Source organism: Pseudomonas sp. URIL14HWK12:I6, from assembly GCF_000514195.1.
GTDB classification, from domain to species: domain Bacteria; phylum Pseudomonadota; class Gammaproteobacteria; order Pseudomonadales; family Pseudomonadaceae; genus Aquipseudomonas; species Aquipseudomonas putida_A.
On the sequence record NZ_AZVL01000001.1, the window covers coordinates 1 to 26525 of the forward strand.

Consider the following 26525-nt stretch of genomic DNA (forward strand, 5'->3'; position numbering starts at 1 on the left):
TCCTGAATCTGCCGTCAACCGTTAATTTCAGTTTTCTTTCAACAACTTACAGATCGGTTAAAAAACGCACAAATCCATCTATATATAGGCAGGAAACAGCCTTCTTCTATATAGAAGCGATACTCAAAGCACTCCATCAGCCTTGAGTGCCTCTACCGCGCCAGCGCCCAGACCCAGCACTCGCTGCAAAACCTCCAACGTATGCTCGCCCAATAAAGGAGGCGCGCGAAGGTACTCGACCGGTGTCTGCGACAGCCGGATCGGACTCGCCACCTGCGGGACCATCCCCGCCAGTGCATGCGGCAGCTCTATCGCCAACCCCCGCGCCTTCACCTGCGGATCCTCAAACACCTGGGACAGATCATTGATCGGCCCACACGGCACGCCCGCCTGCTCCAACTGCGCCACCCATTCGGCGGTGGTCTTGAATACCGTCGCCTGGCGGATCAGGGGAATCAACACCGCGCGGTTAGCCACCCGCAGCTTGTTAGTCGCGAATCGCGGATCGTCCGCCCACTGCGGCTGGCCCGCCACCTCGGCAAACTTGCGGAACTGGCCGTCATTGCCGACGGTAAGAATGAAATCACCGTCGGCCGTCGGGAAGTCCTGATAAGGCACGATGTTCGGGTGTGCATTACCCAGTCGTTTCGGCGCATTGCCAGTAGTCAGGTAGTTCATTGCCTGGTTCGCCAGGCATGCGACCTGTACATCCAGCAAAGCCATATCGATGTGCTGCCCGCCACCGTCGTGATCACGATGAGCCAGCGCCGCCAAAATCGCCACGGTCGAATATAGCCCCGTAAGAATGTCCGTCAGCGCCACTCCCACCTTCACCGGCCCGGCGCCTTCATCACCTTCAGGACGACCGGTCAGGCTCATCAGCCCGCCCAGCCCCTGGATCATGAAGTCATAACCGGCACGCTTGGCATACGGCCCGGTTTGACCGAAGCCAGTGATCGAGCAATAGATCAGGTCCGGATTGATCGCCTTCAGCGACTCGTAGTCCAGCCCATAGGCAGCCAGCCCACCGACCTTGAAGTTCTCGATCAGAATGTCCGACTTGGCCGCGAGGTCCCGCACAAGCTGCTGCCCCTCGGGGCGAGTGAAGTCGATCGTCACCGATTGCTTGTTGCGGTTGGCCGACAGGTAATAAGCCGCCTCACTGGTGTTCTCACCATAAGCGTCCTTAAGGAAGGGCGGCCCCCAGGCGCGCGTGTCGTCGCCATTGCCCGGGCGCTCGACCTTGATCACCTCGGCGCCAAGGTCGGCGAGAATCTGTCCGGCCCACGGCCCGGCCAGCACGCGTGATAAATCCAGTACTCGCAGATGCGACAGTGCGCCCATGGTCGCTCTCCTGTTAATAGAACGCCTGCAGGCCGGTTTGCGCGCGACCGAGGATCAGCGCGTGAACGTCATGGGTGCCTTCATAGGTATTCACCACTTCCAGGTTGACCAGATGACGGGCCACACCGAACTCGTCAGAGATACCGTTGCCACCCAGCATGTCACGGGCCATGCGAGCGATATCCAGCGACTTGCCACAGGAGTTGCGCTTCATGATCGAAGTGATTTCGACCGCCGCAGTGCCCTCATCCTTCATGCGCCCCAGACGCAGACAGCCTTGCAGCGCCAGAGTGATCTCGGTCTGCATGTCGGCCAGCTTCTTCTGGATCAGTTGGGTAGCGGCCAATGGACGCCCGAACTGCTGACGATCGAGGGTGTACTGGCGAGCGGTGTGCCAGCAGAACTCGGCAGCTCCCAAGGCTCCCCAAGAGATGCCGTAGCGTGCGGAGTTCAGGCAGGTGAACGGGCCTTTCAGACCGCGCACATCCGGGAAGATGTTCTCTTCCGGGACAAACACGTTGTCCATGACGATTTCGCCGGTGATCGAGGCGCGCAGGCCGACCTTGCCGTGAATCGCCGGTGCGCTCAGGCCCTTCCAGCCTTTTTCCAGTACGAAGCCACGGATGTCGCCGGCATCGTCTTTGGCCCAGACTACAAATACGTCGGCGATGGGGCTGTTGGTGATCCACATCTTGGCGCCGGTCAGGCTGTAGCCGCCGTCGACTTTGCGCGCACGGGTGATCATCGCACCCGGGTCGGAACCGTGGTTTGGCTCGGTCAGACCGAAGCAGCCGATCCATTCACCGGAGGCCAGTTTCGGCAGGTATTTCTGTTTCTGGGCTTCTGTGCCGAATTCGTTGATTGGCACCATTACCAGCGACGATTGCACACTCATCATCGAGCGGTAGCCGGAGTCGACACGCTCCACTTCGCGAGCAATCAGGCCGTAGCTGACATAGTTCAGGCCGCTGCCGCCGTACTGCTCAGGGATGGTCGCGCCGAGCAGGCCGACTTCGCCCATTTCGCGAAAGATCGCCGGGTCGGTTTTCTCATGGCGGAAAGCTTCAAGCACGCGGGGCGCCAGGCTCTGCTGAGCGAATTGGGCGGCGGTGTCACGGATCATGCGCTCTTCTTCGGTGAGCTGTTGATCCAGCAGCAGGGGATCGATCCAATTGAAGCTAGCTTTACCGCCCATGAGTGTGTCCTCGCAAATCGGTGAATTAACGTGGCATTGATCCTAGGCCCGGTTCGCCAGCGCGGCAAACGAGGATTTCGCATCCTGTTGTGCTAATTTCTCACTCCGAAACGTCGCTGAATGCCTTTTATGCGGCGCATTAGTGAGGTTGACGTACATGCGCAGAAAGATCCCCAGCACCACCGCCCTGATCAGCTTCGAAGCCGCCGCTCGCCACGAAAGCTTTACCAAGGCTGCCGAAGAACTTTCCCTCACCCAAGGCGCCATTTGCCGACAGATCGCCAGCCTTGAGGAGTTCCTCAGTGTGGAGCTTTTCCGGCGCTCGCGACGTGGAGTGAAGCTGACGGAAGCGGGACTTTCCTACAGCCGTCGGGTGGCCACGCAACTGGACGCCGTCGAGCGCGACACGCTCTCGGTCATGGGCCAGCAGGGCGCCAACGTGATCGAACTGGCGGTGGTGCCGACCTTCGGCACGCAATGGCTGCTGCCACGGCTCAAGGACTTCCAGCTCAAGCACCCCGAGGTCACCGTCAACCTGACCAACCGCACTCGTCCGTTCCTGTTTGCCGACACCGATTTCGACGCAGCGATCTACTTTGGCGACGCCGATTGGTCGGGTACCGAATCCCACAGGCTGATGGGCGAAAATCCGATGCCGGTATGCAGCCCCGCTCTCCTCGGCAGCAAGAAACATCTGACACCCAACGAGATTGCCGAGCTGCCTCTGTTGCAGCAAACCACCCGTCCCTACGCCTGGCGTCAATGGTTCAATTCACAGCACCTGAACATCCCACGCGACATGACAGGCCCGCGCTACGAGCTATTCTCCATGCTGGCCCAAGCGGCCATGCACGACATGGGCATCGCGCTGATTCCACCGTTTCTGATTCAGCGCGAATTGGCCGAGAAACGCCTGGTGGTCGCCAACCCGAATGCGCTTTCCAGCATCAAGGCGTATTACCTGATGATTCCGGAGCGAAAGGTCGAATCGGCATCACTCAAGGCTTTTCGCGATTGGCTGGTCAATCAGGCAAACAGCTACAGCCTAGAAGGATAAAGGCTTACAGCGATTACTAACCCGGTAGTCAGGAAAATCAAAGCCCTACAGATATAAGTATTTGTCGCAAAATCACAGACTGTATCCGAAAGTCGTACAGACGTCCCACAAGCGCCTGAAGACGTGGCTTTGAGCCTTCATCCACGACTCATTACGGCCTATTCACGCCACCGATGAGAAATTTTTTCAAATTCAGCCAGAATCCTTGCAAGGCACGGCCTGCAAGGGATTCAACTGGTCATCTGCGACATTCGGTCACGGGATGACTTGTAGTTAATTTTCCGTCACCCGTCATAATCCCTTGAAGGGCATAAAGTTCGCCTGCAAAATGCCGCGCCCCGCCCTGATTTGGCGGGATCGTGCTGATCGGCCGCCCCAGTCGCACCATCCGCAGTGCCTGGGTTTACTCAATAAGATCACGCAGGAGATTTGACGTGCACATTGGTGTTCCTCTCGAAACCCAGACCGGTGAAACACGGGTTGCTGCAACCCCGGAAACCATTAAAAAGCTGATCAGCCAAGGTCATAAGGTCACTGTGCAAACCGGCGCCGGCGTTAAAGCCAGCGTTGTCGACAGTGCCTATGAAGCGGCGGGCGCAACCATTGGCAGTGCCAACGATGCGTTCGGCGCCGAGCTGATTCTCAAAGTGGTCGCCCCCAGCGACGCCGAACTGGCGCTGATCAAGCGCGGCACGGTGCTGGTGGGCATGCTCAACCCCTTCAATAACGACACCATCGCCAAAATGGCCGAGTGCGGGATCACCGCGTTCGCCCTCGAAGCGGCGCCGCGCACCTCTCGGGCGCAGAGTCTCGATGTGTTGTCGTCGCAGGCGAACATCGCCGGCTACAAGGCGGTGTTGCTGGCTGCGCACTACTATCCGCGCTTCATGCCAATGCTGATGACAGCTGCGGGCACCGTGAAAGCGGCGCGCGTGCTGATTCTGGGCGCCGGCGTGGCCGGGTTGCAGGCGATTGCCACGGCGAAACGTCTGGGTGCGGTGATCGAAGCGTCTGACGTGCGTCCGGCGGTGAAGGAACAGATCGAATCCCTCGGCGCGAAGTTCGTCGATGTGCCTTACGAGACTGACGAAGAGCGTGAATGCGCGGTCGGTGTCGGCGGTTACGCTCGCCCGATGCCGGCGAGCTGGATGCAACGTCAGGCCCAGGCTGTGCACGAACGCGCCAAGCAGGCCGACATCGTCATCACCACCGCACTGATCCCGGGCCGCAAGGCGCCGACACTGTTGAGCGCAGACACCGTGGCGCAGATGAAGCCGGGCTCGGTGGTCATCGACCTCGCGGCAGCTCAGGGCGGCAACTGCCCGCTGACCGTCGCCGATCAGGTCGTGGTCGAGAACGGCGTGACCATCGTCGGCCCGACCAACCTGGCCGGTGAAGTCGCTGCAGACGCCTCGGCGCTGTACGCCCGCAACCTGCTGGACTTCCTCAAGCTGGTGTTCACCAAAGAAGGCCAGTTCGACGTCAACCTCGAAGACGACATCGTCGCCGCGTGCCTGATGTGCCGCGACGGCCAAGTCATCCGCAAAAACGCCTAAGCAGGGATTCAGACGATGGAAGAGCTTATCTCCCCCGGTATCTACAACCTGATCATCTTCGTGCTGGCGATTTATGTCGGTTACCACGTGGTCTGGAACGTTACACCTGCGCTGCACACGCCGTTGATGGCGGTGACCAATGCCATTTCGGCAATCGTGATCGTCGGCGCCATGCTCGCTGCTGCGCTGACCGTCACGCCGCTGGGCAAGACCATGGGCACCCTCGCCGTGGCACTGGCGGCGGTCAATGTGTTCGGTGGCTTCCTGGTTACCCGCCGCATGCTTGAGATGTTCAAGAAGAAAGCCCCGAAAGCAAAAGAAGAGGCGCCGAAGTAATGAGCATGAATCTCGTCACGACGCTCTACCTGATCGCGTCGATCTGCTTTATCCAGGCCCTTAAAGGCCTGTCGCACCCGACCACCTCGCGGCGCGGCAATCTGTTCGGCATGCTCGGCATGGCGCTGGCCATCCTCACCACCATCGGCCTCATCTATAAGCTGGGTGCTGAGCTGGCAACTGCCGGTATCGGTTATGTGATCGTCGGCCTGCTGATTGGCGGCACTGCCGGTTCGATCATGGCCAAGCGCGTTGAAATGACCAAGATGCCAGAGCTGGTCGCGTTCATGCACAGCATGATCGGTCTGGCGGCGGTGTTCATCGCCATTGCTGCGGTGGTTGAGCCGCAATCGCTGGGCATCGTCAAACATCTGGGCGATTCGATCCCGGCGGGCAACCGTCTGGAGCTGTTCCTCGGCGCGGCGATTGGTGCAATCACCTTCTCCGGCTCGGTGATCGCGTTCGGCAAGCTGTCGGGCAAGTACAAGTTCCGCCTGTTCCAGGGCGCGCCGGTACAGTTTGCCGGTCAGCACAAGCTGAACGCGGTACTCGGTCTGGCGACACTGGTGCTGGGCGTGACCTTCATGCTCACCGGCAACCTCGCCGCGTTCGCGCTGATGCTGGCTCTGGCGTTCGTGATGGGCGTGCTGATCATCATCCCGATTGGCGGCGCCGACATGCCGGTGGTGGTGTCGATGCTCAACAGCTATTCGGGTTGGGCGGCAGCAGGTATCGGCTTCTCGCTGAACAACTCGATGCTGATCATTGCCGGCTCTCTGGTGGGTTCGAGCGGTGCGATCCTCTCGTACATCATGTGCAAGGCGATGAACCGTTCCTTCTTTAATGTACTGCTTGGCGGTTTCGGCAACACGGCCGACGCAGGACCTGCCGGTGCGAAAGAAGCCCGTCCGGTGAAATCCGGTTCGGCCGACGACGCAACTTTCCTGCTAACCAACGCCGACACCGTGATCATCGTCCCGGGTTACGGCCTGGCGGTGGCCCGTGCGCAGCATGCATTGAAAGAGCTGACCGAGAAACTGACCCATCGCGGCGTGACCGTGAAGTACGCGATCCACCCGGTGGCCGGTCGCATGCCGGGGCACATGAACGTCCTGCTCGCCGAGGCCGAAGTGCCTTACGACCAGGTGTTCGAGATGGAAGACATCAACTCCGAGTTCGGCCAGGCCGACGTGGTGCTGGTACTCGGCGCCAACGACGTGGTCAACCCGGCCGCCAAGAACGATCCGAAATCGCCGATTGCCGGCATGCCGATTCTCGAAGCGTTCAAGGCCAAGACCATCATCGTCAACAAGCGCTCGATGGCCAGCGGTTATGCCGGTCTGGACAACGAACTGTTCTACCTGGACAAGACCATGATGGTGTTCGGCGACGCGAAGAAAGTCATCGAAGACATGGTCAAAGCGGTGGAGTAATCCTCCGCAGCTGCACCGGACGCCCCGACTTGTCGGGGCGTTTTTGTTTGCGCACAGCGTCGGACAATTTGCCGCGTTGTTGCAGATCCGGTAACGGTGTTTTACTTCAAACCCGCTAAATAGACGCCTCGTTTGCGACCTTGGTAGCGGGACAGGCGCCCGCGAAATTCACTAGACTGCGCATCCTGCTACTCGCTTCCCGAGAAATAATCCATGTACCGTGACCGTATTCGCCTGCCTTCGTTGTTGGATAAAGTGATGAGCGCCGCCGACGCCGCCGCGCTGATTGAAGACGGCATGACCGTCGGCATGAGCGGCTTCACCCGCGCGGGCGAAGCCAAAGCTGTCCCTCACGCACTGGCCGAGCGAGCCAAGGTCACGCCGCTGAAGATCAGCCTGATGACCGGCGCGAGCCTGGGCAACGACCTCGACAAGCAACTGACCGAGGCCGGCGTGTTGTCGCGGCGCATGCCGTTCCAGGTCGATAGCACCTTGCGCAAGGCAATCAACGCCGGCGAAGTGATGTTCATCGACCAGCACCTGTCGGAAACCGTCGAGCAACTGCGCAACCAGCAACTGAAGCTGCCGGACATCGCGGTGATCGAAGCCGTGGCCATCACCGAGCAAGGCCACATCGTGCCGACCACCTCGGTGGGCAACTCGGCGAGCTTCGCGATTTTCGCCAAGCAGGTGATTGTCGAGATCAACCTGGCGCACAACGCCAACCTCGAAGGCCTGCATGACATCTATATCCCGACCTATCGCCCGACGCGCACGCCGATCCCGCTGGTGAAAGTCGACGATCGCATCGGCAGCACCGCGATCCCGATCCCGCCGGAGAAGATTGTCGCCATCGTCATCACTCAGCAGGCGGATTCGCCGTCCACGGTGTCGACCCCGGATGTCGACACCAATGCCATCGCCGAGCACCTGATCACCTTCTTCAAGCAGGAAGTCAATGCCGGGCGCATGACCAACAAGCTCGGCCCGTTGCAGGCCGGGATCGGCAACATCGCCAACGCGGTGATGTGCGGCCTGATCGATTCGCCGTTCGAAGACCTGACCATGTACTCCGAAGTGCTGCAGGACTCGACCTTCGACCTGATCGACGCCGGCAAGCTGAGCTTTGCGTCGGGCAGCTCGATCACTTTGTCGGAGCGGCGCAACAGCGACGTGTTCGGCAACCTGGAGAAGTACAAGGACAAACTGGTGCTGCGCCCGCAGGAAATCTCCAACCACCCGGAAGTGGTGCGTCGTCTGGGTATCATCGGTATCAACACTGCGCTGGAGTTCGACATCTACGGCAACGTCAACTCCACCCATGTCTGCGGTACGCGGATGATGAACGGCATTGGTGGCTCGGGCGACTTCGCGCGCAACGCACACCTCGCGGTGTTCGTGACCAAGTCGATCGCCAAGGGCGGCGCCATTTCCAGCGTGGTGCCGATGGTCAGCCACGTTGACCACACCGAGCATGACGTCGACATCCTGGTGACCGAAATCGGCCTGGCCGACCTGCGCGGCCTGGCCCCGCGCGAGCGCGCCCGGGTGATCATCGACAACTGTGTACACCCGGACTATCGCCAGGCGCTGAACGACTACTTCACCGCAGCGTGCGCCATCGGCGGCCATACCCCACACATCCTGCGAGAAGCCCTGAGCTGGCACATCAACCTGGAAGAAACCGGACGCATGCTCGCGGTGTAATCACACAGTCAAACCGCTGATGCAAACACAGTTTGTGTCAGCGGATTTTTTAACCCGCCACATCTGGCAAAAACTGTACTGCTGTACCGGTTATTTCCTACAGATTTTGCCTACCTCCTTCCTCGAATTGAGCAAAAACGCACCACATTAGTGCTGACAGGTACAGTTTGCTCAATTTCGACCCGTACACCCCCTATAAACAGTTAACTGGTCACTCACAATACAGTTGAACTGTATCTAGAGAGACTAGGCAAACGAGAGGATCATGGGCACCAGTTAAACCACTACCTGATCCCGCCACAAGCGGAAGGATGTCAACCATGGAACGTACACTCAGTTCCGAACTGTTCTTCGAAGACAAAGCTGCAAAAAACCAGGCTTCCCTGCCTCTGCGCGTTATCGCCAACCTGATGTTGTGGCAGCGACGCATCTCCAGCCGCCACCAACTGGCTCGCCTGGATTCGCGTCTGCTGGCTGACGCCGGTATCAGCGAAGCACAACGCTACGAAGAGCTGAGCAAGCCGTTCTGGCGCTAAGTAGCGTCGCTGGCTCTGGTCGTTAGACCCACCGCCAGCAACCCGAATTGAACACACAAGACCCGTCGCGGGAAACCGCGACGGGTTTTGTCGTTTCAGGGTTCGAAAATGCCCGTACAGCAGAATAATCAAAGTACAAGTACAGTTCTCAATAAACAAAATCTGAACCAGTACAATTTTTCATGAGTGTATCTGCTCGCCAAACTGCATCGGGCGCAGCATGTCCTTAACCCTCCTCGGTTTAAGGAAAACGCCATGAAAGGCTTACAGGATGTTTCGACAGCTTCGACTCTACCCCGCGCTCACTCGCACCCGTTGCGGCGCTTGTTTCGCCCCCTGTGGCAAGGACTGGAGCGCGCCAGGACGCGGCGCCTGCTGGCTCAACTGGACCAGCGCGACCTAGCGGATCTGGGCCTCAGCCATGCCGATCGGCTCAGAGAACTGGAGAAACCCTTCTGGCGCTAGCATTCTGCCCACTGTCAGAACCTCGCGCGCAGGCCTAATATCCACGCCAGAACGTGGCGAATCTTCTGTAACCCGCGTCTGACTCATCAGACACAAGCCACCTCTCAATACGGTTTACTATCAGGAGATCCACCATGTCCCGTCTTCGCCTGCTCAGCGCTGCCGCCTTGCTGGCCGTGGCTGCCAACGCCAGTGCCTCCAGCTTCATTGTGACCACCGACGCCGTGGTTGGCGCGCTGAAATCCTCCTCGGACGCCACCTCCGATGTCAGCTCTTCGCTGCGTGACAACAAAGTCGTGATCGCCGCCCGTGACGACGCTGCCAGCTTCGTCGCCAGTGAAGGCCAGATTCGCGGCGTGAAACTGGAAAGCGCCCTCGACCTGATCCGCCATCAGGCACCGCAGCTGAACGCGACCGACTTCCAACTGGCGCAAGCCATCCTCGCGATCTGATCCGCCGTTGCAGCACGGGGCACGCCAGTCGTGTCCCGATGTTTCGCCGCTGGCTCTGGCCCGGGCATTTGCGCTAGCCTTGAAGCTCGTTAACCGTTACCGAGTCTCATGCGTTTATTCAGACTGCTTTTCCCTTGCGTATTGGTCAGTGCCTTCTGGGCGACCTCGGTCGATGCCTTTGATGTCTCCACACAAAACACCGTGGTCAGCGTTTGGGCGACCGGAATGGTGTCTTCCGCACCGTTCGACCGTAAACTGATCATCGCCGCTCACGATGACGCGGCGGCGTTTGTTGCCAGTGACGGTCAATTGCGCGGCGCGCAGCTCGAATCCGCCCTGCATTACTTGCGCAAATCCCGACCAAAACTTCATGTCAGCGACCTTGAACTGGCACAGGCAATTCTCGTCCAATAGTTATCATGATCCCTCGTTAACATTGCCCTCCGGAGTCGTTCCATGCGTAGCCCGCTGATTGCTGCCGCCCTTGGCCTGTTTTTGTTGGCCGATGTGGCCCAGGCACACACCCTGGTAGCCACCAGTAACATCATCGTTCGTGCCTCCCAGCGCACCATCGATTTCACCTCCGATACCACGACGTCGATTCGCGATTCGAAAATCATCCGCGAAGCCCACGACGATGCGGCCAGCTTCGTTGCCACCAACGGCGATATCCGCGGTGCGCACCTGGAAGCCGCCCTCAACACCTTGCGCACGCGCGTGCCGGAAGCCCGCGACGCCAGTGATCAGGTGCTCGCCGAAGCCATCCTCGCCCTGTGAAGTCACTCGGCGCCTGGCTACTGGCCGGGGCGTTGTTGCTGCTTGGCAACAGCGCCCACGCCAGCCTGCAATTGCGGCTCAAGACCGACGGCCTGAGCCCCGCCCAGCAGCAGGCCAGCCAGGCGCTGCTCGATGAAGCCATGCACAAGTTGCCGCCCAGCTTCGTCGAACAACTGGACCGGCGCATCGATGTCGGCTGGACCGACGACATGCCCGGTAACGCCTACGGCCAGGCGACCCTGGTTGCCGAGCTCGACCTGAACCGCAAACTGCTCGCCGGTCTCACCGACGGCAGCGCTGCCACAGAGAAAACCAATCGCCCCCATGGCACTGTGCGCCAGGAACTGCTGGCAACGGTGCTGCATGAACTCACCCACATTTATGACCGCGCGCGCCTGTGGCCCGCCGCCGAGCGCACGCTGATTCAGCGCTGCACTCGCCGCAGCAACAGCGCCGGCCTGGTCGGCATTCCCGACGAGTGCCGAGGCCAGACCGAGCGCCGCTTCACCCTCAGCGATGATCCACGTCTGCTCGATCTCGCCGGCTGGCAACAGTACGTCGGGCGCCGCGGCGAGCGTGAACAGCACAACCGTCAGGTGGCCCGCAGTCCGGACCTGTATGAGATCTCCAGTCCGAAAGAGTTTGTCGCGGTCAACATGGAGTATTTCCTCCTCGACCCGAGCTACGCCTGCCGCCGTCCGGCGCTCTATCGCTACTACAAGGCGCGCTTCGGCTGGGCACCACCGGCCAAGGACACCTGCAGCAATACCTTCGCCTTTCTCAACGCCGGCAACGACTTCGCCAAACAGCCCTTGGGCCAGGTCGACCCGGAGCGGGTGTACGCCGTCGATTATCTGCTGGCAGAAGCCAACCAGAACTGGGTCAGCCGCTGGGGCCACAGCATGTTGCGTCTGGTGATCTGTGCGCCGGGCCGACCACGTGGCCCGGATTGCCGGCTCGATCTGGACCAGCATCTGGTGCTGTCCTACCGCGCCTTTGTCGGTGATGTGCAGCTGTCGAGTTGGGACGGCCTGGTCGGCAAGTACCCGTCGCGGTTGTTCGTGCTGCCACTGGCCCAAGTGATCGACGAATACACCAAGACCGAACTGCGCAGCCTCGCTTCAGTGCCGCTGAATCTGTCGCGCACGGAGATTGAAGAGGTGGTCGAACACGCCGCCGAGATGCACTGGAGTTACGACGGCAACTACTTCTTCCTGTCCAACAACTGCGCCGTGGAAAGCCTCAAGCTGTTGCGCAGCGGCAGCAATAACAAGCAACTGATTGGCCTGGACAGCATCATGCCCAACGGTTTGCTGGAAGTGCTCAAAGGCCGTGGCCTGGCCGACACCAGCGTGCTCGACAATCCCAAGGAAGCGCTGCGCCTGGGTTATCGCTTCGACTCGTTCCGCGATCGCTATCAGGCGATGTTCGATGTGTTGAAAAAGCAGCTGCCGATCAAGCAAACCAGCGTCGAAGATTGGCTATCGCTGTCTGCCGAGGAACGTCGCCAGTGGTTCGAACGTGCAGACCTGCGCACCAGCGCTGCATTGCTCCTGCTGGAACAGGCGAGCTATCGCCGTCAGTTGCTGCTGGCCCAGGACGAGGTCAAGCAGCGTTACCTCGGCGCTCGGGAGCTGGAAAACGGCGGCATGGACAAGGCCAACGCCACCCTGCAGGAAATTCTCGCCAACAGCGGCTTCCTCAGTCGTCCGGCGGAACTGCTCGACAGCCGCGGCTACGGGCTGCCGCAACCGAGCGAGTTCAAGCGCCTGCAAGACGAAAGCGCCCAACGCCAGAAACAACTACTGGCGCTGAGCGGCGATCTGGACAAGGAAGTGCGCAAGTTGCTGGAACCCAAGCGAGCGGCCGAAATTGCCGCCAGCGAAGCCAACGTGAAGCAGATCGGCGAGCATCTACGCAAACTGCACAAGGCGTCCGGCGGACTGGAATTGCCCTGAAAGCAAAAGATCGCAGCCTGCGGCAGCTCCTACAGAGATAAATGTAGGAGCTGCCGCAGGCTGCGATCTTTTTATTGCCTGTAAATCAGTACAAAACACCATCCAGAATTTCGTAAACGATCCCGGTACCCACTGCGATCAACACGATATCGCCCCCGGCGCGGCGCCACTCATAACCCGGATAAACCGGCAGACGACTCAGCGCCCGACCGTCCAGCCGCTCGCCGTAATACCCGTGCGGTAACGGCCGGCCGCGTTCCAAATGGATTCCCGGAGGTGGCGGTGCGCCGCGCACGAAGTAGCCGTGATTGTCGCGAATGGTCTGGCGTACCGGGCCGAAATCGTGTGGCGGGCCGCCACGGTGGTCGTTCTGCGGGCCACGGTGATCGTCACCACGGTTATCGTAGTGGCCCTGCTGCGGGCCGCCGTGGTCATGATCATCGCGTGGATCGGCGCTGGCCAGCAGCGGCGTCGCGCTGAGCATCAGCACGCCCAGTCCGGCAATCAGACGTTTCGGCATTTTCATCAAGTCTTCCTCACTGCACCAACAGCAAAAAGGGATTCAGAACGTGGTTCTGAATCCCTCGGTCTTGCTCAATTAGGCCGTGATGTGAGGCGCTAATTCCTCTGTATCAGGAACTTTACCTTCAGCTGACGCGGGCCTGACGCACGCCCTCGGACAGCGCCTTGCACAGACCCAGCACGCCATCGACAGCCTGGGCCGGCGTGGTCGCATTGGCGATGTGATCGATCAGTGCCGAACCCACCACCACCCCGTCCGCCAAACGAGCGATGGACGCCGCCTGCTCCGGAGTACGAATACCGAAACCGATGCTGATCGGCAGGTCAGTGTGGCGACGCAAACGGGTGACCGCCTCTTCGACGTGTTCCAGAGTCGCCGCACCGGCACCGGTCACACCGGCCACCGACACGTAGTAAACGAAGCCCGAGCTGCCATTGAGCACTTTCGGCAGACGCGCATCATCAGTGGTCGGGGTGGTCAGGCGGATGAAGTCCAGACCTGCAGCCTGTGCCGGGTCGCACAGTTCATTATTGTGCTCTGGCGGCATGTCGACCACGATCAGACCGTCGACGCCCGCTTCCTTGGCATCAGCGATAAAACGCCCAACGCCATACATGTGGATCGGGTTGAAGTAGCCCATCAGCACCAGCGGCGTGTCGCTGTTGCCTTCGCGAAACTCGCGAACCATTTGCAGGGTTTTCGCCAGATTCTGCCTGGCGCCCAAGGCACGGATGTTCGCCAGTTGAATCGCCGGGCCGTCGGCCATCGGATCGGTGAACGGCATACCCAACTCGATCACATCGGCGCCAGCGCCGGGCAAACCTTTGAGGATCGCCAGCGAGGTGTCGTAGTCCGGATCACCGGCGGTGACGAAGGTCACCAGCGCGGCGCGATTCTGTTGCTTGAGGTCGGCAAAACGGGTTTGCAGGCGGCTCATCAGTGTTTCTCCTGCTTCGACTGTTCCATGTGATGCATGACGGTCTGCATGTCTTTGTCGCCACGGCCGGAGAGGTTGACCACCATCAGGTAATCCTTCGGCAGTTTCGGTGCGCGTTTGAACACTTCAGCCAACGCATGGGCGCTTTCCAGCGCCGGGATGATACCTTCGAGGCGGCAGCACTGGTGGAACGCAGCGAGGGCTTCGTCGTCGGTGACCGAGGTGTACTGGACGCGGCCGATGTCATGCAACCAGGCGTGCTCAGGGCCGATGCCGGGATAGTCGAGACCGGCGGAAATCGAGTGGGCGTCGATGATCTGGCCATCGTCGTCCTGCAGCAGGAAGGTGCGGTTACCGTGCAGCACACCCGGTACGCCACCGTTGAGGCTGGCCGCGTGCTTGCCGGTTTCGATGCCGTAACCGGCCGCTTCAACCCCGATGATTTCGACGCTTTGATCATCTAGGAACGGGTGGAACAGGCCCATGGCGTTGGAGCCGCCCCCGATGCACGCCACCAGACTGTCCGGCAGACGACCTTCCTGAGCTTGCAACTGCTCGCGGGTCTCCTTGCCGATCACTGCCTGGAAGTCGCGCACCATGGCGGGATACGGGTGCGGGCCGGCCACGGTGCCGATCAGGTAGAAGGTGCTGTCGACGTTTGTCACCCAGTCACGCAGCGCTTCGTTCATCGCGTCTTTCAGGGTGCCGGTGCCGGCCACCACCGGAATCACTTCGGCGCCCAGCAGCTTCATGCGGAACACGTTGGCCTGCTGACGTTCGATGTCCGTGGTGCCCATGTAGATCACGCAGTCCAGACCGAAACGTGCGGCCACGGTGGCAGTCGCAACGCCGTGCATGCCGGCACCGGTCTCGGCGATGATGCGTTTCTTGCCCATGCGCCGCGCCAGCAGGATCTGGCCGATGCAATTGTTGATCTTGTGCGCGCCGGTGTGGTTCAGCTCTTCGCGTTTGAGGTAGATCTTCGCGCCGCCGCAGAACTCGGTCAGACGCTCGGCGAAGTACAGCGGGCTCGGACGACCGACATAGTCACGCTGGAAGTAGGCCAGCTCTTCCTTGAACGCCGGATCTTCCTTGGCCGCTTCGTATTCGCGGGCCAGATCGAGGATCAACGGCATCAGGGTTTCCGCCACGTAGCGGCCGCCGAACGCGCCGAACAGGCCGTTATCGTCAGGGCCGCTGCGCAGGTTGGAGGTGTTCGAAGTCTGGGTCATGATGTGCTCCAGGTGAATTCGGGTGAGAAGACAATGGCGTCCACTCTACCTCTGACCTCCCAGGCTGAAAACCGATAAGATCGCCACAACCTGTCAGGAAAACTCACAGATACCATGAGCCACGACCTTCCCCCGCTGAACGCCTTGCGCGCGTTCGAAGCCACCGCCCGGCTTAACAGCGTTAGTCAGGCGGCCGAACAGCTGCACGTCACTCATGGTGCAGTCAGCCGTCAGCTCAAAGTGCTCGAAGAGCATCTGGGCGTGAGCCTGTTCGTCAAGGATGGTCGCGGCTTGAAACTCACAGATGCCGGCGTTCGTCTGCGAGATGCAAGCGGTGAGGCCTTCGATCGGTTGCGCAGTGTGTGTGCCGAGCTGACGCAAAGCACCGCTGACGCGCCGTTCGTGCTCGGCTGCTCCGGCAGTCTGTTGGCGCGCTGGTTCATCCCACGCCTGGGGCGGCTCAACGCCGATCTGCCGGACTTGCGTCTGCACTTGTCAGCCGGTGAAGGTGATCTTGACCCGCGGCGCCCTGGACTCGATGCCTTGCTGTTGTTCGCCGAGCCGCCATGGCCGGCAGACATGCAGGTCTACGAACTGGCCGCAGAACGCATCGGCCCGGTGATGAGCCCGCTGTTCAGTGGCTACCAACGCCTGCAAGCGGCGCCGGCGTCAGCCTTGCTCAGCGAGCCGCTGCTGCACACCACATCGCGCCCGCAAGCCTGGCCGAGTTGGGCACAGCAAAATCACCTCGACGCCAAGGCGTTGAAGTTGGGGCAAGGTTTTGAGCATTTGTATTATCTGCTGGAAGCCGCAGTGGCCGGACTCGGCGTGGCAATCGCGCCAGAGCCGCTGGTGGCCGAAGACTTGAAGGCCGGTCGCCTGGTTGCGCCGTGGGGCTTTTGCGAAACCCCGGCGCAACTGGCGTTGTGGCTACCCAAGCGCGCCGCAGATGGACGCGCCCGGCAACTGGCGCAGTGGCTCAAGAACGAGCTGCGCCAGACGGATCACTCGCCGCGCTTGAACAGCAAATAAGCGGCGAGCAGACCGATTGCACCGACCGCCACACCGGCGGTGGTCCAAGGGTGTTCCTGAGCGTAATCGCGGGTGGCGATGCCGGTCTCGCGGGTTTTCACTTTGACTTCTTCATAGGCATCGCTGAGCAGGCTGCGTGAATGTTTCAGCGCGCTTTCGGCGTTGCTTTTGAGCGCCTTCAGGGTCTTGCGCGACTCGTCGGATGCGTCGTCCTTCAGGCTTTCCAACGATTTGAGCAGACTCTCGATCTCGGCTTCCATGCTTTGCAACGAGGCTTTACGTAAAGAGGTGTTGGCCATGGTGGCTCTCCTGCATTGGTGATGAGTGGCGTGTGTTGGTTGGGACTTCAGCGGTTTGAGAAAGTGCAGAAAATCTGAACTTCGCTTGCATTGAGCCGCCGAAATCAACAGTGCAGATTCACTGCTAGTCTCAAATCCACACATCCAGGAGATCGCCATGAGTGACCATCACACGTACAAGAAAGTCGAGCTGGTCGGCTCGTCCACCAGTAGCATCGAAGACGCCATCAACAATGCGCTGGCTGAAGCGAACAAGAGCATCAAACATCTGGAATGGTTTGAAGTGGTCGAGACCCGTGGCCACATCAAGGACGGCAAGGCTGCGCATTTCCAGGTAACCCTCAAAGTCGGCTTCCGCATTGCCAGCAGCTGAGTTTGGGCTACGCTTCTGAACTTGCGCGCTGGCCGAGTGCCATAGGAATGGCAAAGCGCTACAAGGTGAGTGCATCGGGAGACCTGATGCCCGCCTCTTTTAATCCGACCAGGGAGTGCGACCGATGAAGAAGTTCATATTGGCAGTAGGTTTGTTGAGCCTTGCGGGTGGCGCGTTTGCTGCTGGCAAGCCTTGTGAAGAGCTGAAAGGCGAGATTGCAGCGAAGCTGGATGCCAAGGGCGTTGCAGGGTATTCGCTGGAGGTTGTCGACAAGGGAGCCAATGGCGGAAAAGTTGTGGGCACCTGTGAAGGCGGCACCAAGGAAATCGTCTACAAACGCGGGTGATCGCGATTGAAATGCAAAAGCCGACGCGAAGGCGTCGGCTTTTTTGTGGGCCACTGGTTCCCAATGTGGGAGCGGGCTTGCTCGCGAAAGCGTTATGTCAGCCGACCTCCAGGGTGTCTGACACTCCGTCTTCGCGAGCAAGCCCGCTCCCACAGAAGCCGTATTCCAGAGTCAGCCCTTCATGACTTGGGCCAGCAATTCATAGGAGTGCAGACGATCGGCATGCTCATACAGATCGCAGGTGAAGATCAGCTCATCGGCCTGGGTCTGCTCGACCAGCACCTCCAGCTTCGCACGGATCTTCTGCGGGCTGCCGACCATCGCCAGGCCGAGGAAATCTCCCACCGCCTCGCGCTCATGGGGCAGCCACAGGCCGTCCATGGTTTTCACCGGCGGACGCTGCACCAGACTCTGCCCACGCATCAGCGCGAGAATTCGCTGGTACACCGAGGTCGCCAGGTAGTCGGCCTGCTCATCGGTATCGGCCGCCACCAACGGCACCCCGAGCATCACGTACGGTTTATCGAGCACTGCCGACGGCTTAAAGTGGTTGCGGTAGACGCGAATCGCCTCGTGCATAAAGCGCGGGGCGAAGTGCGAGGCGAAGGCGTAGGGCAAACCACGCTCACCGGCCAGCTGCGCGCTGAACAGGCTGGAACCGAGCAACCAGATCGGCACGTTGGTGCCGGTGCCGGGCATGGCGATCACCCGTTGATCCGGGGTGCGCGGGCCGAGGAAGCGCGCCAGCTCGGCAACGTCTTCCGGGAAGTCATCGGCACTGCCGGAGCGTTCGCGGCGCAGGGCGCGGGCGGTCATCTGGTCGGAGCCGGGCGCGCGGCCCAAACCCAGATCGATGCGTCCCGGGTACAGGCTTTCGAGAGTGCCGAACTGTTCGGCGATCACCAGCGGCGCGTGGTTGGGCAGCATCACCCCGCCGGAGCCGACGCGAATCGTCGAGGTACCGCCGGCCAGGTATCCCAGCAACACCGAGGTGGCAGAACTGGCGATGCCGTCCATGTTGTGGTGTTCGGCCACCCAGAAGCGGGTATAGCCGAGTTTCTCGACATGCTGTGCCAGATCCAGCGAGTTGCGCAGCGATTGCGCCGGGCTACCGTTCTCGCGCACCGGCACCAGATCGAGGGTGGAAAACTTTACGTCGGACAGTTGCTTCATAAACCTGCGTCTCCGAATGAGGAGGCAGGTTTTTCTTGCGAACGAAAACCTGCCCAATCCATAAGCGTGTTTTATGCAATGAGGGCATATACCCGAGTTTCAATAGCCGCGATGAAATTTCCTACTAAAAAAGTCAAGGATTCAGCCGGGCTGAACTTTGTCCCGACGTCTATCCTCAGAAGCCTTGCAAGCAAAAACCACGACGGCGCGGCGTTCCGCGCCAGATCTTGAGGAGGCAGACATGGCTATCGTGAAGAAAGCATCCGCACATTGGGCAGGCGATCTGAAAACCGGCATCGGCTCGATCTCCACTGAAACCGGTGTCCTCAGAGAAGCCCCCTACGGCTTCAAGGCCCGCTTCGAAGGCGGCAAGGGCACCAACCCGGAAGAACTGATCGGCGCGGCGCATGCCGGCTGTTTTTCCATGGCGTTCTCGATGATTCTCGGTGATGCGGGCCTGAAGGCCGAGAGCATCGACACCCAGGCTGAAGTCACCTTGGATCAGGTCGAGGGTGGCTTTGCCATCACCGCGATCAAGTTGGTCCTCAAGGCGAAAATCCCGGGCGCTACTCAGGCGCAGTTTGAAGAGCTGAGCAACAAGGCCAAGGAAGGGTGCCCGGTGTCCAAGGTGTTGAATGCGAAGATTACCCTTGAGGCTTCGCTGGTCAGCTGAATCGGCGCTGACTGACCCACTCGCGAGCAGGCTCGCTCCCACATTGGAATGCACTTCAAATGTGGGAGCGAGCCTGCTCGCGAATGTAATCCACAAATCAGCGCAGTTATTGAAGATGTGAGCGAAGTCAGAACCTGCCCCGCAAAAATATGGTCGAATAAGTGACAGCAGCTTCAGCGCACGCCCGTGCGCGCTGCATCAGGGAGCTTCATCTATGAAACGTATTGGCTTGGCGATTCTTTGCAGTGCACTGGCCACAACGGTTCTCGCCGCACCGAAAGACTGCGAAGAATTGAAGAAAGAGATCGAAGTAAAGATCCAGGCGAATGCAGTGCCGTCTTACACACTGGAAATTGTCAGTAAGGAAGAGGCCGACAAGCACGACGTGGCGATGGTTGTCGGCACCTGCGAAAACGGCACAAAAGCGATCGTCTACCAGAAGAACGACATCTGACAGTCCGCTCAAGGCACGCAGTTGATCTGGCGCTCTTCGGCAACTATCTGCCCTTGGCGATTGATCAACCGAGCACTCGGCGTGAACGCCAGCGACCGGGCTTCAAGTCGGTAACGTTGCCCGGCTTCGAAATGATCGTAGCGCACGGTCATGTAGCACAGGCGTTCCTGCGGGTCGGTGTCCAAGCCCTGGCTGCCACCGAAGATCTCGAAATCGAAGCGCACCGTCAGCTCATGACTGCCCGGCGCGACCTGGAAAAAGCGCCCGTCCCGCAGGCGCACGTTGTCCAGCCGTTCAGCCATCAGCACCTTACCGCCGGGTGTCGGCATCGAAAAATCGACCCAGGCCTTGCCCGGATCGGCTGCCGGCATCGGGCTCTGGCAGCCAGCAAGCAGACTTGCAGCGAGCAACAACGTCAACCTGTGCATGATCAATGTCCCGTGATGTGGACATCCAGCATAATCCCGATCAGGTTTTCTGGCAGCCTGCGGGTGTGCCCTGCCCTACGACTTTGCGCTGTTCATCATAAAGCCTGGCCCATGGCCGAAAACCGATGCTGCCGGCTTGCAACTGATAGCGCTGACCGGCGTTGAAGTCCTTGAATTTCACCTTCAACTGACAATCGCGCCACAGCGGTTCGGCGTCGGGGCCGATGTTGGTGGCTTCGACCGGAAACTGATAACGCACCTTCAACTCATGGCTGCCGGGCTGCACTTCGAAATAACGTTTGTCGACAGTTGCCTTGTCATCGACTTTCAGCGCTTGCAACGCCGTGTCCTGTTGCCGGGCATCGAGATCAATCCAGGCTTGCGAGGGGTCAGGATCGGGCATTCCGAATCCGGCACAACCGGCCAGCGTCAGCAGGCCTCCTGTCAGCAACAACATGCGCATAGCGAAGCTCCAAATGGCGGGATAGTCTTGCGGGCAGACTTTCCAAAGGATTTTTATTTTGAGCAGGCCGCTTCCAAGCCATGGGTTACTTGATCGCGTTTTTCGGATTTTGTTTCCGGGGGTGATGTTTTTGTTGCTCAACGGTTGTTCCAGCGTCAGCTATTACAGCCAGTTGGCCAGCGGTCAGTTGCAGTTGTTGCGAGCGCGTGAGCCGGTGGCCAAGGTGATTGCCGACCCAAGCCGCGATGCAACCCTGCGCACGCACCTGACCCAGTCGCAAAAGGCCCGGGACTTCGCCAGCGAACAGCTGCACCTGCCGGACAACCAGAGCTATCGGCTGTACGCCGACATCGGCCGGCCGTATGTGGTGTGGAACGTGTTCGCCACCCCGGAGTTTTCCCTGACCCCGCAGAACCATTGCTTCCCGATCGCCGGTTGCGTGGCCTATCGCGGCTACTACAGCCAGAGCGCTGCCCGGGGCGAAGCGGCAATTCAGCGCCTGCAAGGCATGGACGTGGCGATTGGCGGTGTTGAGGCCTATTCAACCCTCGGCTGGTTCAATGACCCGATCCTCAATTCGATGATGGGCTGGGGCGATGAGCGTCTGGCCACGTTGATCTTTCATGAACTGGCGCATCAGCGTTTCTATGTGAAAGACGACACCGAGTTCAATGAGTCGTTTGCCACGTTTGTCGAGCAGGAAGGCACCCGCCAGTGGCGGGCGTTTCGTGGCCTGCCGCCGGACACCGATGCCAGGCTCAAGCAGCGCGATCAGTTCATCGAACTGGTGCTCGAAACGCGGTCGCGGCTTGAAGCGCTTTACGCCCAGCCGCTGTCGGCCGAGCAGATGCGCGAGCGTAAAGCAGCGCAATTCGAGCGGTTTCGGCGCGATTACCGGGTGACGCGCGACAGCCAGTGGGCCGGGGACAAGCGCTATGACGCGTGGGTGAATATGCCGCTGAACAATGCGCGGTTGTTGCCGTTTGGCCTGTATGACCAGTGGGTGCCGGCGTTTGCGGCACTGTTCAGGCAGGTTGGGGGGGATTGGGTGCGGTTTTATGTTGAGGTTGAGAAGCTGGGCGGGCTACCTGTCGCGGAGCGTAAGGCGGCACTAAGAGCGCTGGCAGAATCCTGATTTCGCATTGGCTGAACTGGCCTCTTCGCGAGCAGGCTCGCTCCCACATTGAAGCGGGGTGCAACAAAAATCCCCCGTGGGAGCGAGCCTGCTCGCGAAAGCAATTTCATCAGCGCCGCAAAAATGCCTGATGCAACTCAGCCAAAGTCTCAAAGTGATAAGCCGGCGCTTCGGCACTCAACTCTTCAAAACTGCCAAACCCATAGCCCACTGCCGCCGCGTCCACGCCGTTGCTGCGCGCGCCGATCAGATCATGCTTGCGGTCGCCGATCATCAGCGTATTGGCCGGATCCAGCCCTTCTTCGGCGATCAGGTGCGCAATCAGCTCGACCTTGTTGGTCCGCGTGCCATCCAGCTCACTGCCGTAGATCACCTTGAAGTGTTTGGCGAAGTCGAAGTGCCGGGCGATTTCCCGGGCGAACTCCCAAGGTTTGGAGGTCGCGATGTACAGCTGTCGCCCTTGCCCGCTCAGGGTCTCGAGCAACGGTGTGACGCCATCGAACACACGGTTTTCGTAAAGGCCGGTGACCTTGAAGCGCTCACGATAGAAATTCACCGCCTCCCAGGCCTTGGCCTCGTCGAAGCCATAAAACTGCATGTACGCCTGCAACAGCGGCGGGCCGATGAAGTGTTCGAGTTTGCTCAGGTCCGGCTCGTCGATGCCGAGTTTGCTCAAAGCGAACTGGATGGAACGGGTGATGCCCTCACGCGGGTCAGTCAGGGTGCCATCGAGGTCGAACAGTACGGTCTGGTAATGCATGAGAAATCCTGAGCAGGTGTAAGTCGTTTCAGAGCTGGTCGTAGCCTTCGGCCAGATGCAGGTCCTTGAGCTTCACGTAGTTCGCCGCGCTGTAGGTGAAGAAGGCTTGTTCCTTGTCGGTCAGCGGGCGGATCTGCTTCACCGGGCTGCCCACGTAGAGGAAGCCACTTTCCAGGCGCTTGCCCGGCGGCACCAGGCTGCCGGCGCCGATGATCACATCGTCCTCGACCACCGCGCCGTCCATGACGATGCTGCCCATGCCGATCAACACGCGACTGCCAACGCTGCAGCCATGCAGCATGACCTTGTGGGCGATGGTCACGTCATCGCCGATCAGCAGCGGGAAACCATCGGGGTTGAACGGGCCGGCGTGGGTGATGTGCAGCACGCAGCCGTCCTGCACGCTGGTGCGCGCGCCAATACGGATGCGGTGCATGTCGCCACGGATCACGGTCAGCGGCCACACGGAGCTGTCTTCGCCGATTTCGACGTCGCCGATCACCACCGCGGAGGCGTCGACAAACGCGCCTTGACCGAGCTGCGGGGTGTGATTCTGGTACTTGCGAACGGGCACGATAAGTTCTCTCTCTGTCGCCGATAGCTGCGGTGAGTGTCGATTGTAATTAAGATGGGCGCATGTTTCTTCCAGCCAAGGTGCCAACCGTGAGCGTGAACAACCCTCTTCTGCAGTCCTACGACCTGCCGCCGTTCTCCACGATCCGTGCCGAACACGTGCTGCCAGCCATCGAAACGATCCTGGCCGACAACCGCGCCGCCATCGCCGAAATCCTCAAGACCCAGGTTCAAAACCCGACCTGGGCCGGCCTGGTACTGGCGATGGACGAACTCAACGATCGCCTCGGCGCTGCCTGGAGCCCGGTCAGCCACCTCAATGCCGTGTGCAACAGCGCCGAACTGCGCGAAGCCTACGAGTCGTGCCTGCCGGCCCTGAGCGCCTACTCCACCGAGATGGGCCAGAACCGCGAGCTGTTCCAGGCCTATGAAGCGCTGGCCAACAGCCCGGAAGCCGCCGGTTTCGACGTTGCGCAAAAAACCATTCTGGAACACGCCCTGCGCGATTTCCGTCTGTCGGGTATCGACCTGCCGGAAGCCGAACAGAAGCGTTACGCCGAAGTGCAGAGCAAACTGTCCGAGCTGGGCAGCCGCTTCTCCAACCAACTGCTCGACGCCACACAAGCCTGGACCAAGCACGTCACTGAGGAGGCTGCCCTCGCCGGCCTGACTGATTCGGCCAAGGCGCAAATGGCTGCCGCCGCGCAGGCCAAAGGTCTCGATGGCTGGCTGATCACCCTGGAATTCCCGAGCTACTACGCGGTGATGACCTACGCCCAGGATCGCGCGCTGCGTGAAGAAGTCTATGCCGCCTACTGCACCCGTGCGTCGGACCAAGGCCCGAACGCCGGGCAGAACGACAACGGCCCGGTGATGGAAGAGATCCTCGATCTGCGTCAGGAGCTGGCAAAACTCTTGGGTTTCACCAGTTTCTCCGAGCTGAGCCTGGCCACGAAAATGGCCGAGTCCAGCGATCAGGTGCTGAGCTTCCTGCGCGACCTGGCCAAGCGCAGCAAGCCGTTCGCCGCGCAGGATCTGCAGCAGCTGCGCGCCTACGCCGCCGAACAGGGCTGCGCCGATCTGCAAAGCTGGGACAGCGGTTTCTATGGGGAAAAACTCCGCGAGCAACGCTACAGCGTCGCTCAGGAAACCCTGCGTGCGTACTTCCCGATCGATAAAGTTCTCAGCGGTCTGTTCGCTATCGTCCAGCGTCTGTACGGCATCGAAATCGCCGAGCTGAAAGGCTTCGACACCTGGCACCCGGACGTGCGCCTGTTCGAAATCAAGGAAAACGGCCAGCACGTCGGGCGCTTCTTCTTCGACCTCTACGCCCGCGCCAACAAGCGTGGCGGTGCGTGGATGGACGGCGCCCGCGACCGTCGTCGCACAATCGATGGCGTGCTGCAAAGCCCGGTCGCCAACCTGGTGTGCAACTTCACCCCGGCCGACAGCGGCAAGCCTGCGCTGCTGACCCACGATGAAGTGACCACCCTGTTCCACGAATTCGGTCACGGCCTGCATCACCTGCTGACCCGCGTTGATCACGCCGGTGTTTCCGGGATCAACGGCGTGGCGTGGGATGCGGTCGAGCTGCCAAGCCAGTTCATGGAAAACTGGTGCTGGGAGCCGGAAGGCCTGGCGCTGATCTCCGGTCACTACGAAACCGGCGAGCCGCTGCCGCAAGACCTGCTGGAAAAAATGCTCGCGGCGAAAAACTTCCAGTCCGGGTTGATGATGGTTCGTCAGCTGGAATTCTCGCTGTTCGACTTCGAACTGCACGCCACTCACGGTGACGGCCGCAGCGTGGCGCAAGTGCTGGAAGGCGTGCGCGACGAGGTGTCGGTGATGCGTCCACCGGCGTACAACCGCTTCCCCAACAGCTTCGCGCACATATTCGCCGGCGGTTACGCGGCGGGTTATTACAGCTACAAGTGGGCGGAAGTGCTGTCGGCGGATGCCTTCTCCAAATTCGAAGAGGATGGCGTGCTCAACGCCGAAACCGGTCGCGCCTTCCGCGAAGCGATTCTGGCGCGTGGCGGTTCGCAGGCCCCGATGGTGCTGTTCGTCGACTTCCGTGGCCGTGAGCCATCGATTGACGCACTCTTGCGTCATAGCGGCCTGAGTGAGGACGCAGCAGCATGAGTGAGGCACCTGTGATTACCAAGAAGCGCTTTATCGCCGGGGCTGTCTGCCCGGCGTGCAGCGAGCCGGACAAACTGATGATGTGGAACGAGGACAGCGTGCCGCACCGTGAGTGTGTGGCCTGCGGTTACTCGGATACATTGAACGAGCAAGGGCTGTCGGTTCCGAAGGAACTGGGCACGCGGGTCAATACCAGCGCGCTCAAGCCGGCGCCGGACAAGACCGTCCAGGCCGTGCAGTTCTTTCCGAATCCGAAGCTGAAGAAAAAGTCCGAAGACTGAGCCGGCGCATGACCCTCCACGGTGCAATGCCGTGGAGGGTGCGGCTTACTTGAGGTTGACCGACTGGAACCAGCTCTTCATCGAGCAGGTGGCAAAGGCACTGGTGCTGCAGTCGCCGTTGGCCAGCGCGGTACGCAGTTTGTCGACATCGGCTTGCATCACATAACGCACGCCATCCTTGAAATGGCCGCTTTCACCAAAACCACCCTGCGTCATTTCATTCAGCGCGTCTTCCTTGCTCCAGCCCTGCACCACAATCCGGTACATCGCCGCCATCAGGCCGGTGCGGTCGGAACCGTGTTTGCAATGCATCAGCACCGGGCCATTGGCTTCGGCAGCCTGAATCGCGCGCAGCGTCTTGAGCACATCGGCGTCATCGACATGGTTGGTGCGATAAGGCAGTTGCACTTGATTGATGCCCGGCTCCGACAGCCAACTGCTGTCAGCTTCCGGCAGGAAGTTGATCACCGTCGCCACTTTCAGGTTCTTCAGCAACGGCACTGCGCCGCCATCCGGCAAGGCGCTGCGGTAGAGGGTTGGCGACATCTGGAACAGGTTGTACTGCACTTCAACCGGTTGCGCCCATTCAGGGGGACGCGATGTTGCAGCGGCGTCAGCCTGGGCCGGCATCAAGTGCAACAAGGCAACAAGCGACAAACACAAAGCAGGGAAAAGGCGCACTCGAGACATGCTGGGCTGACCGTATCGGAATTCATCAATGAAAGGCCTCGCAGCTTCCACGTCTGACGGTCAAAGCCCTGTGAGGCACTTGTCAAAGAATCGTGAATCCGTGCGATTTCATTGAGCACTCAGGTAAAAAACCGCAGCTTTTTCCGCTGAATCGGTTCAACCCGATGCATAGCCTGCTACCATTTGTCACACGAT

At 60.2% G+C, this 26525-nt stretch carries 31 protein-coding genes; 19 read left to right on the forward strand and 12 right to left on the reverse strand.

Annotated elements, in window-relative coordinates:
• Window positions 1-123: 123 nt before the first annotated feature.
• Together H043_RS0100005 and H043_RS0100010 are read right to left on the reverse strand one after the other, a co-directional pair.
• Window positions 124-1344: a CaiB/BaiF CoA-transferase family protein gene (locus H043_RS0100005; RefSeq protein WP_027610190.1), complete on the reverse strand. Its 1221-nt coding sequence runs from the start codon at window positions 1342-1344 to the stop codon at window positions 124-126.
• A gap of 13 nt (window positions 1345-1357) precedes the next feature.
• On the reverse strand, window positions 1358-2539 hold the full coding sequence (locus tag H043_RS0100010) for an acyl-CoA dehydrogenase (RefSeq protein ID WP_003220420.1): 1182 nt from the start codon (window positions 2537-2539) through the stop codon (window positions 1358-1360).
• Window positions 2540-2696: 157 nt separating this feature from the next.
• Between H043_RS0100010 and H043_RS0100015 the strand changes: the two genes are divergently transcribed.
• The 11 genes from H043_RS0100015 (at window position 2697) to H043_RS0100065 (ending at window position 12816) form a co-directional block, all read left to right on the forward strand.
• Window positions 2697-3596, forward strand: a complete 900-nt coding sequence (locus tag H043_RS0100015) for a LysR family transcriptional regulator (RefSeq protein WP_027610191.1) — start codon at window positions 2697-2699, stop codon at window positions 3594-3596.
• Window positions 3597-4030: 434 nt separating this feature from the next.
• Window positions 4031-5152: a Re/Si-specific NAD(P)(+) transhydrogenase subunit alpha gene (locus H043_RS0100020; protein WP_007962844.1), complete on the forward strand. Its 1122-nt coding sequence runs from the start codon at window positions 4031-4033 to the stop codon at window positions 5150-5152.
• Window positions 5153-5167: 15 nt separating this feature from the next.
• Window positions 5168-5488, forward strand: coding sequence for an NAD(P) transhydrogenase subunit alpha (locus H043_RS0100025; RefSeq protein ID WP_003220416.1), 321 nt, complete (start codon window positions 5168-5170; stop codon window positions 5486-5488).
• Window positions 5488-6921 (forward strand): NAD(P)(+) transhydrogenase (Re/Si-specific) subunit beta, encoded by a 1434-nt coding sequence (locus H043_RS0100030; RefSeq protein WP_027610192.1) that lies wholly within the window; start codon window positions 5488-5490, stop codon window positions 6919-6921. The genes H043_RS0100025 and H043_RS0100030 overlap by 1 nt, the downstream gene beginning before the upstream one ends.
• A 213-nt stretch (window positions 6922-7134) precedes the next feature.
• The gene (locus tag H043_RS0100035; protein ID WP_027610193.1) at window positions 7135-8628 is read left to right on the forward strand and encodes an acetyl-CoA hydrolase/transferase family protein; all 1494 of its coding nucleotides are present in this window, start codon (window positions 7135-7137) and stop codon (window positions 8626-8628) included.
• A 320-nt stretch (window positions 8629-8948) separates the two neighbouring features.
• On the forward strand, window positions 8949-9164 hold the full coding sequence (locus tag H043_RS0100040) for a DUF1127 domain-containing protein (RefSeq protein WP_007962833.1): 216 nt from the start codon (window positions 8949-8951) through the stop codon (window positions 9162-9164).
• 255 nt (window positions 9165-9419) lie between these two features.
• Window positions 9420-9629 (forward strand): DUF1127 domain-containing protein, encoded by a 210-nt coding sequence (locus tag H043_RS0100045; protein WP_027610194.1) that lies wholly within the window; start codon window positions 9420-9422, stop codon window positions 9627-9629.
• Between the two features lie 134 nt (window positions 9630-9763).
• Window positions 9764-10081: a DUF2388 domain-containing protein gene (locus H043_RS0100050; RefSeq protein ID WP_007962831.1), complete on the forward strand. Its 318-nt coding sequence runs from the start codon at window positions 9764-9766 to the stop codon at window positions 10079-10081.
• A gap of 108 nt (window positions 10082-10189) precedes the next feature.
• Window positions 10190-10495, forward strand: coding sequence for a DUF2388 domain-containing protein (locus H043_RS0100055; protein ID WP_027610195.1), 306 nt, complete (start codon window positions 10190-10192; stop codon window positions 10493-10495).
• Between the two features lie 42 nt (window positions 10496-10537).
• A complete protein-coding gene (locus tag H043_RS0100060; protein ID WP_007911662.1) occupies window positions 10538-10858 on the forward strand; it encodes a DUF2388 domain-containing protein in 321 nt (106 codons plus the stop codon).
• Window positions 10855-12816 (forward strand): DUF4105 domain-containing protein, encoded by a 1962-nt coding sequence (locus H043_RS0100065; protein ID WP_027610196.1) that lies wholly within the window; start codon window positions 10855-10857, stop codon window positions 12814-12816. Before H043_RS0100060 ends, H043_RS0100065 begins: the two co-directional genes overlap by 4 nt.
• An 85-nt stretch (window positions 12817-12901) precedes the next feature.
• On the opposite strand, the gene H043_RS0100070 is transcribed toward H043_RS0100065, so the two are convergent.
• The 3 genes from H043_RS0100070 to trpB form a co-directional block, all read right to left on the reverse strand.
• Window positions 12902-13342 carry an anti-virulence regulator CigR family protein gene (locus tag H043_RS0100070; protein WP_027610197.1) on the reverse strand — a complete coding sequence of 147 codons (441 nt, stop codon included), beginning with the start codon at window positions 13340-13342 and terminating at the stop codon, window positions 12902-12904.
• 121 nt (window positions 13343-13463) lie between these two features.
• Window positions 13464-14276: a tryptophan synthase subunit alpha gene (gene trpA, locus H043_RS0100075; protein ID WP_027610198.1), complete on the reverse strand. Its 813-nt coding sequence runs from the start codon at window positions 14274-14276 to the stop codon at window positions 13464-13466.
• Window positions 14276-15508, reverse strand: a complete 1233-nt coding sequence (gene trpB / locus H043_RS0100080; protein WP_027610199.1) for a tryptophan synthase subunit beta — start codon at window positions 15506-15508, stop codon at window positions 14276-14278. The genes trpA and trpB overlap by 1 nt, the downstream gene beginning before the upstream one ends.
• 114 nt (window positions 15509-15622) lie before the next feature.
• On the opposite strand from trpB, the gene H043_RS0100085 reads away from it, so the two are divergent.
• Complete coding sequence (locus H043_RS0100085; RefSeq protein WP_027610200.1) at window positions 15623-16540, forward strand: LysR family transcriptional regulator; 918 nt, start codon at window positions 15623-15625, stop codon at window positions 16538-16540.
• Here H043_RS0100085 and H043_RS0100090 read toward each other — a convergent pair.
• A complete protein-coding gene (locus H043_RS0100090; RefSeq protein WP_003220391.1) occupies window positions 16513-16839 on the reverse strand; it encodes a YqjD family protein in 327 nt (108 codons plus the stop codon). The genes H043_RS0100085 and H043_RS0100090 overlap by 28 nt on opposite strands.
• A gap of 157 nt (window positions 16840-16996) precedes the next feature.
• Here H043_RS0100090 and H043_RS0100095 point away from each other — a divergent pair, with 157 nt between their 5' ends.
• Both H043_RS0100095 and H043_RS0100100 read left to right on the forward strand, forming a co-directional pair.
• Window positions 16997-17212 carry a dodecin gene (locus H043_RS0100095; protein WP_027610201.1) on the forward strand — a complete coding sequence of 72 codons (216 nt, stop codon included), beginning with the start codon at window positions 16997-16999 and terminating at the stop codon, window positions 17210-17212.
• Between the two features lie 124 nt (window positions 17213-17336).
• Entirely contained in the window at window positions 17337-17558 is a 222-nt protein-coding gene (locus H043_RS0100100; RefSeq protein ID WP_027610202.1) for a DUF1161 domain-containing protein, read from the forward strand.
• Window positions 17559-17729: 171 nt separating this feature from the next.
• Here the strand turns inward: H043_RS0100100 and H043_RS0100105 are convergent, their stop codons facing one another.
• Window positions 17730-18731 carry an LLM class flavin-dependent oxidoreductase gene (locus tag H043_RS0100105; protein ID WP_027610203.1) on the reverse strand — a complete coding sequence of 334 codons (1002 nt, stop codon included), beginning with the start codon at window positions 18729-18731 and terminating at the stop codon, window positions 17730-17732.
• A gap of 241 nt (window positions 18732-18972) precedes the next feature.
• On the opposite strand from H043_RS0100105, the gene H043_RS0100110 reads away from it, so the two are divergent.
• Window positions 18973-19404, forward strand: a complete 432-nt coding sequence (locus H043_RS0100110; protein ID WP_027610204.1) for an OsmC family protein — start codon at window positions 18973-18975, stop codon at window positions 19402-19404.
• Between the two features lie 214 nt (window positions 19405-19618).
• Window positions 19619-19858, forward strand: coding sequence for a DUF1161 domain-containing protein (locus tag H043_RS0100115; RefSeq protein WP_027610205.1), 240 nt, complete (start codon window positions 19619-19621; stop codon window positions 19856-19858).
• An 8-nt stretch (window positions 19859-19866) separates the two neighbouring features.
• On the opposite strand, the gene H043_RS0100120 is transcribed toward H043_RS0100115, so the two are convergent.
• Complete coding sequence (locus tag H043_RS0100120) at window positions 19867-20286, reverse strand: hypothetical protein (protein WP_027610206.1); 420 nt, start codon at window positions 20284-20286, stop codon at window positions 19867-19869.
• A 40-nt stretch (window positions 20287-20326) separates the two neighbouring features.
• Entirely contained in the window at window positions 20327-20749 is a 423-nt protein-coding gene (locus H043_RS0100125) for a hypothetical protein (protein WP_027610207.1), read from the reverse strand.
• 58 nt (window positions 20750-20807) lie between these two features.
• On the opposite strand from H043_RS0100125, the gene H043_RS0100130 reads away from it, so the two are divergent.
• Complete coding sequence (locus H043_RS0100130) at window positions 20808-21884, forward strand: aminopeptidase (RefSeq protein WP_049827794.1); 1077 nt, start codon at window positions 20808-20810, stop codon at window positions 21882-21884.
• Window positions 21885-21993: 109 nt separating this feature from the next.
• Here H043_RS0100130 and H043_RS0100135 read toward each other — a convergent pair whose 3' ends face one another.
• On the reverse strand, window positions 21994-22644 hold the full coding sequence (locus H043_RS0100135) for an HAD family hydrolase (RefSeq protein ID WP_027610209.1): 651 nt from the start codon (window positions 22642-22644) through the stop codon (window positions 21994-21996).
• A gap of 28 nt (window positions 22645-22672) precedes the next feature.
• Entirely contained in the window at window positions 22673-23218 is a 546-nt protein-coding gene (locus H043_RS0100140; RefSeq protein ID WP_027610210.1) for a gamma carbonic anhydrase family protein, read from the reverse strand.
• 62 nt (window positions 23219-23280) lie between these two features.
• Between H043_RS0100140 and prlC the strand changes: the two genes are divergently transcribed.
• Together prlC and H043_RS0100150 are read left to right on the forward strand one after the other, a co-directional pair.
• A complete protein-coding gene (gene prlC / locus H043_RS0100145; RefSeq protein ID WP_177325593.1) occupies window positions 23281-25359 on the forward strand; it encodes an oligopeptidase A in 2079 nt (692 codons plus the stop codon).
• Window positions 25356-25640: a YheV family putative zinc ribbon protein gene (locus tag H043_RS0100150; protein ID WP_007962808.1), complete on the forward strand. Its 285-nt coding sequence runs from the start codon at window positions 25356-25358 to the stop codon at window positions 25638-25640. Before prlC ends, H043_RS0100150 begins: the two co-directional genes overlap by 4 nt.
• Window positions 25641-25685: 45 nt before the next feature.
• Here H043_RS0100150 and H043_RS0100155 read toward each other — a convergent pair whose 3' ends face one another.
• Entirely contained in the window at window positions 25686-26330 is a 645-nt protein-coding gene (locus H043_RS0100155) for a dual specificity protein phosphatase family protein (protein ID WP_027610212.1), read from the reverse strand.
• Between the last annotated feature and the right edge of the window lie 195 nt (window positions 26331-26525).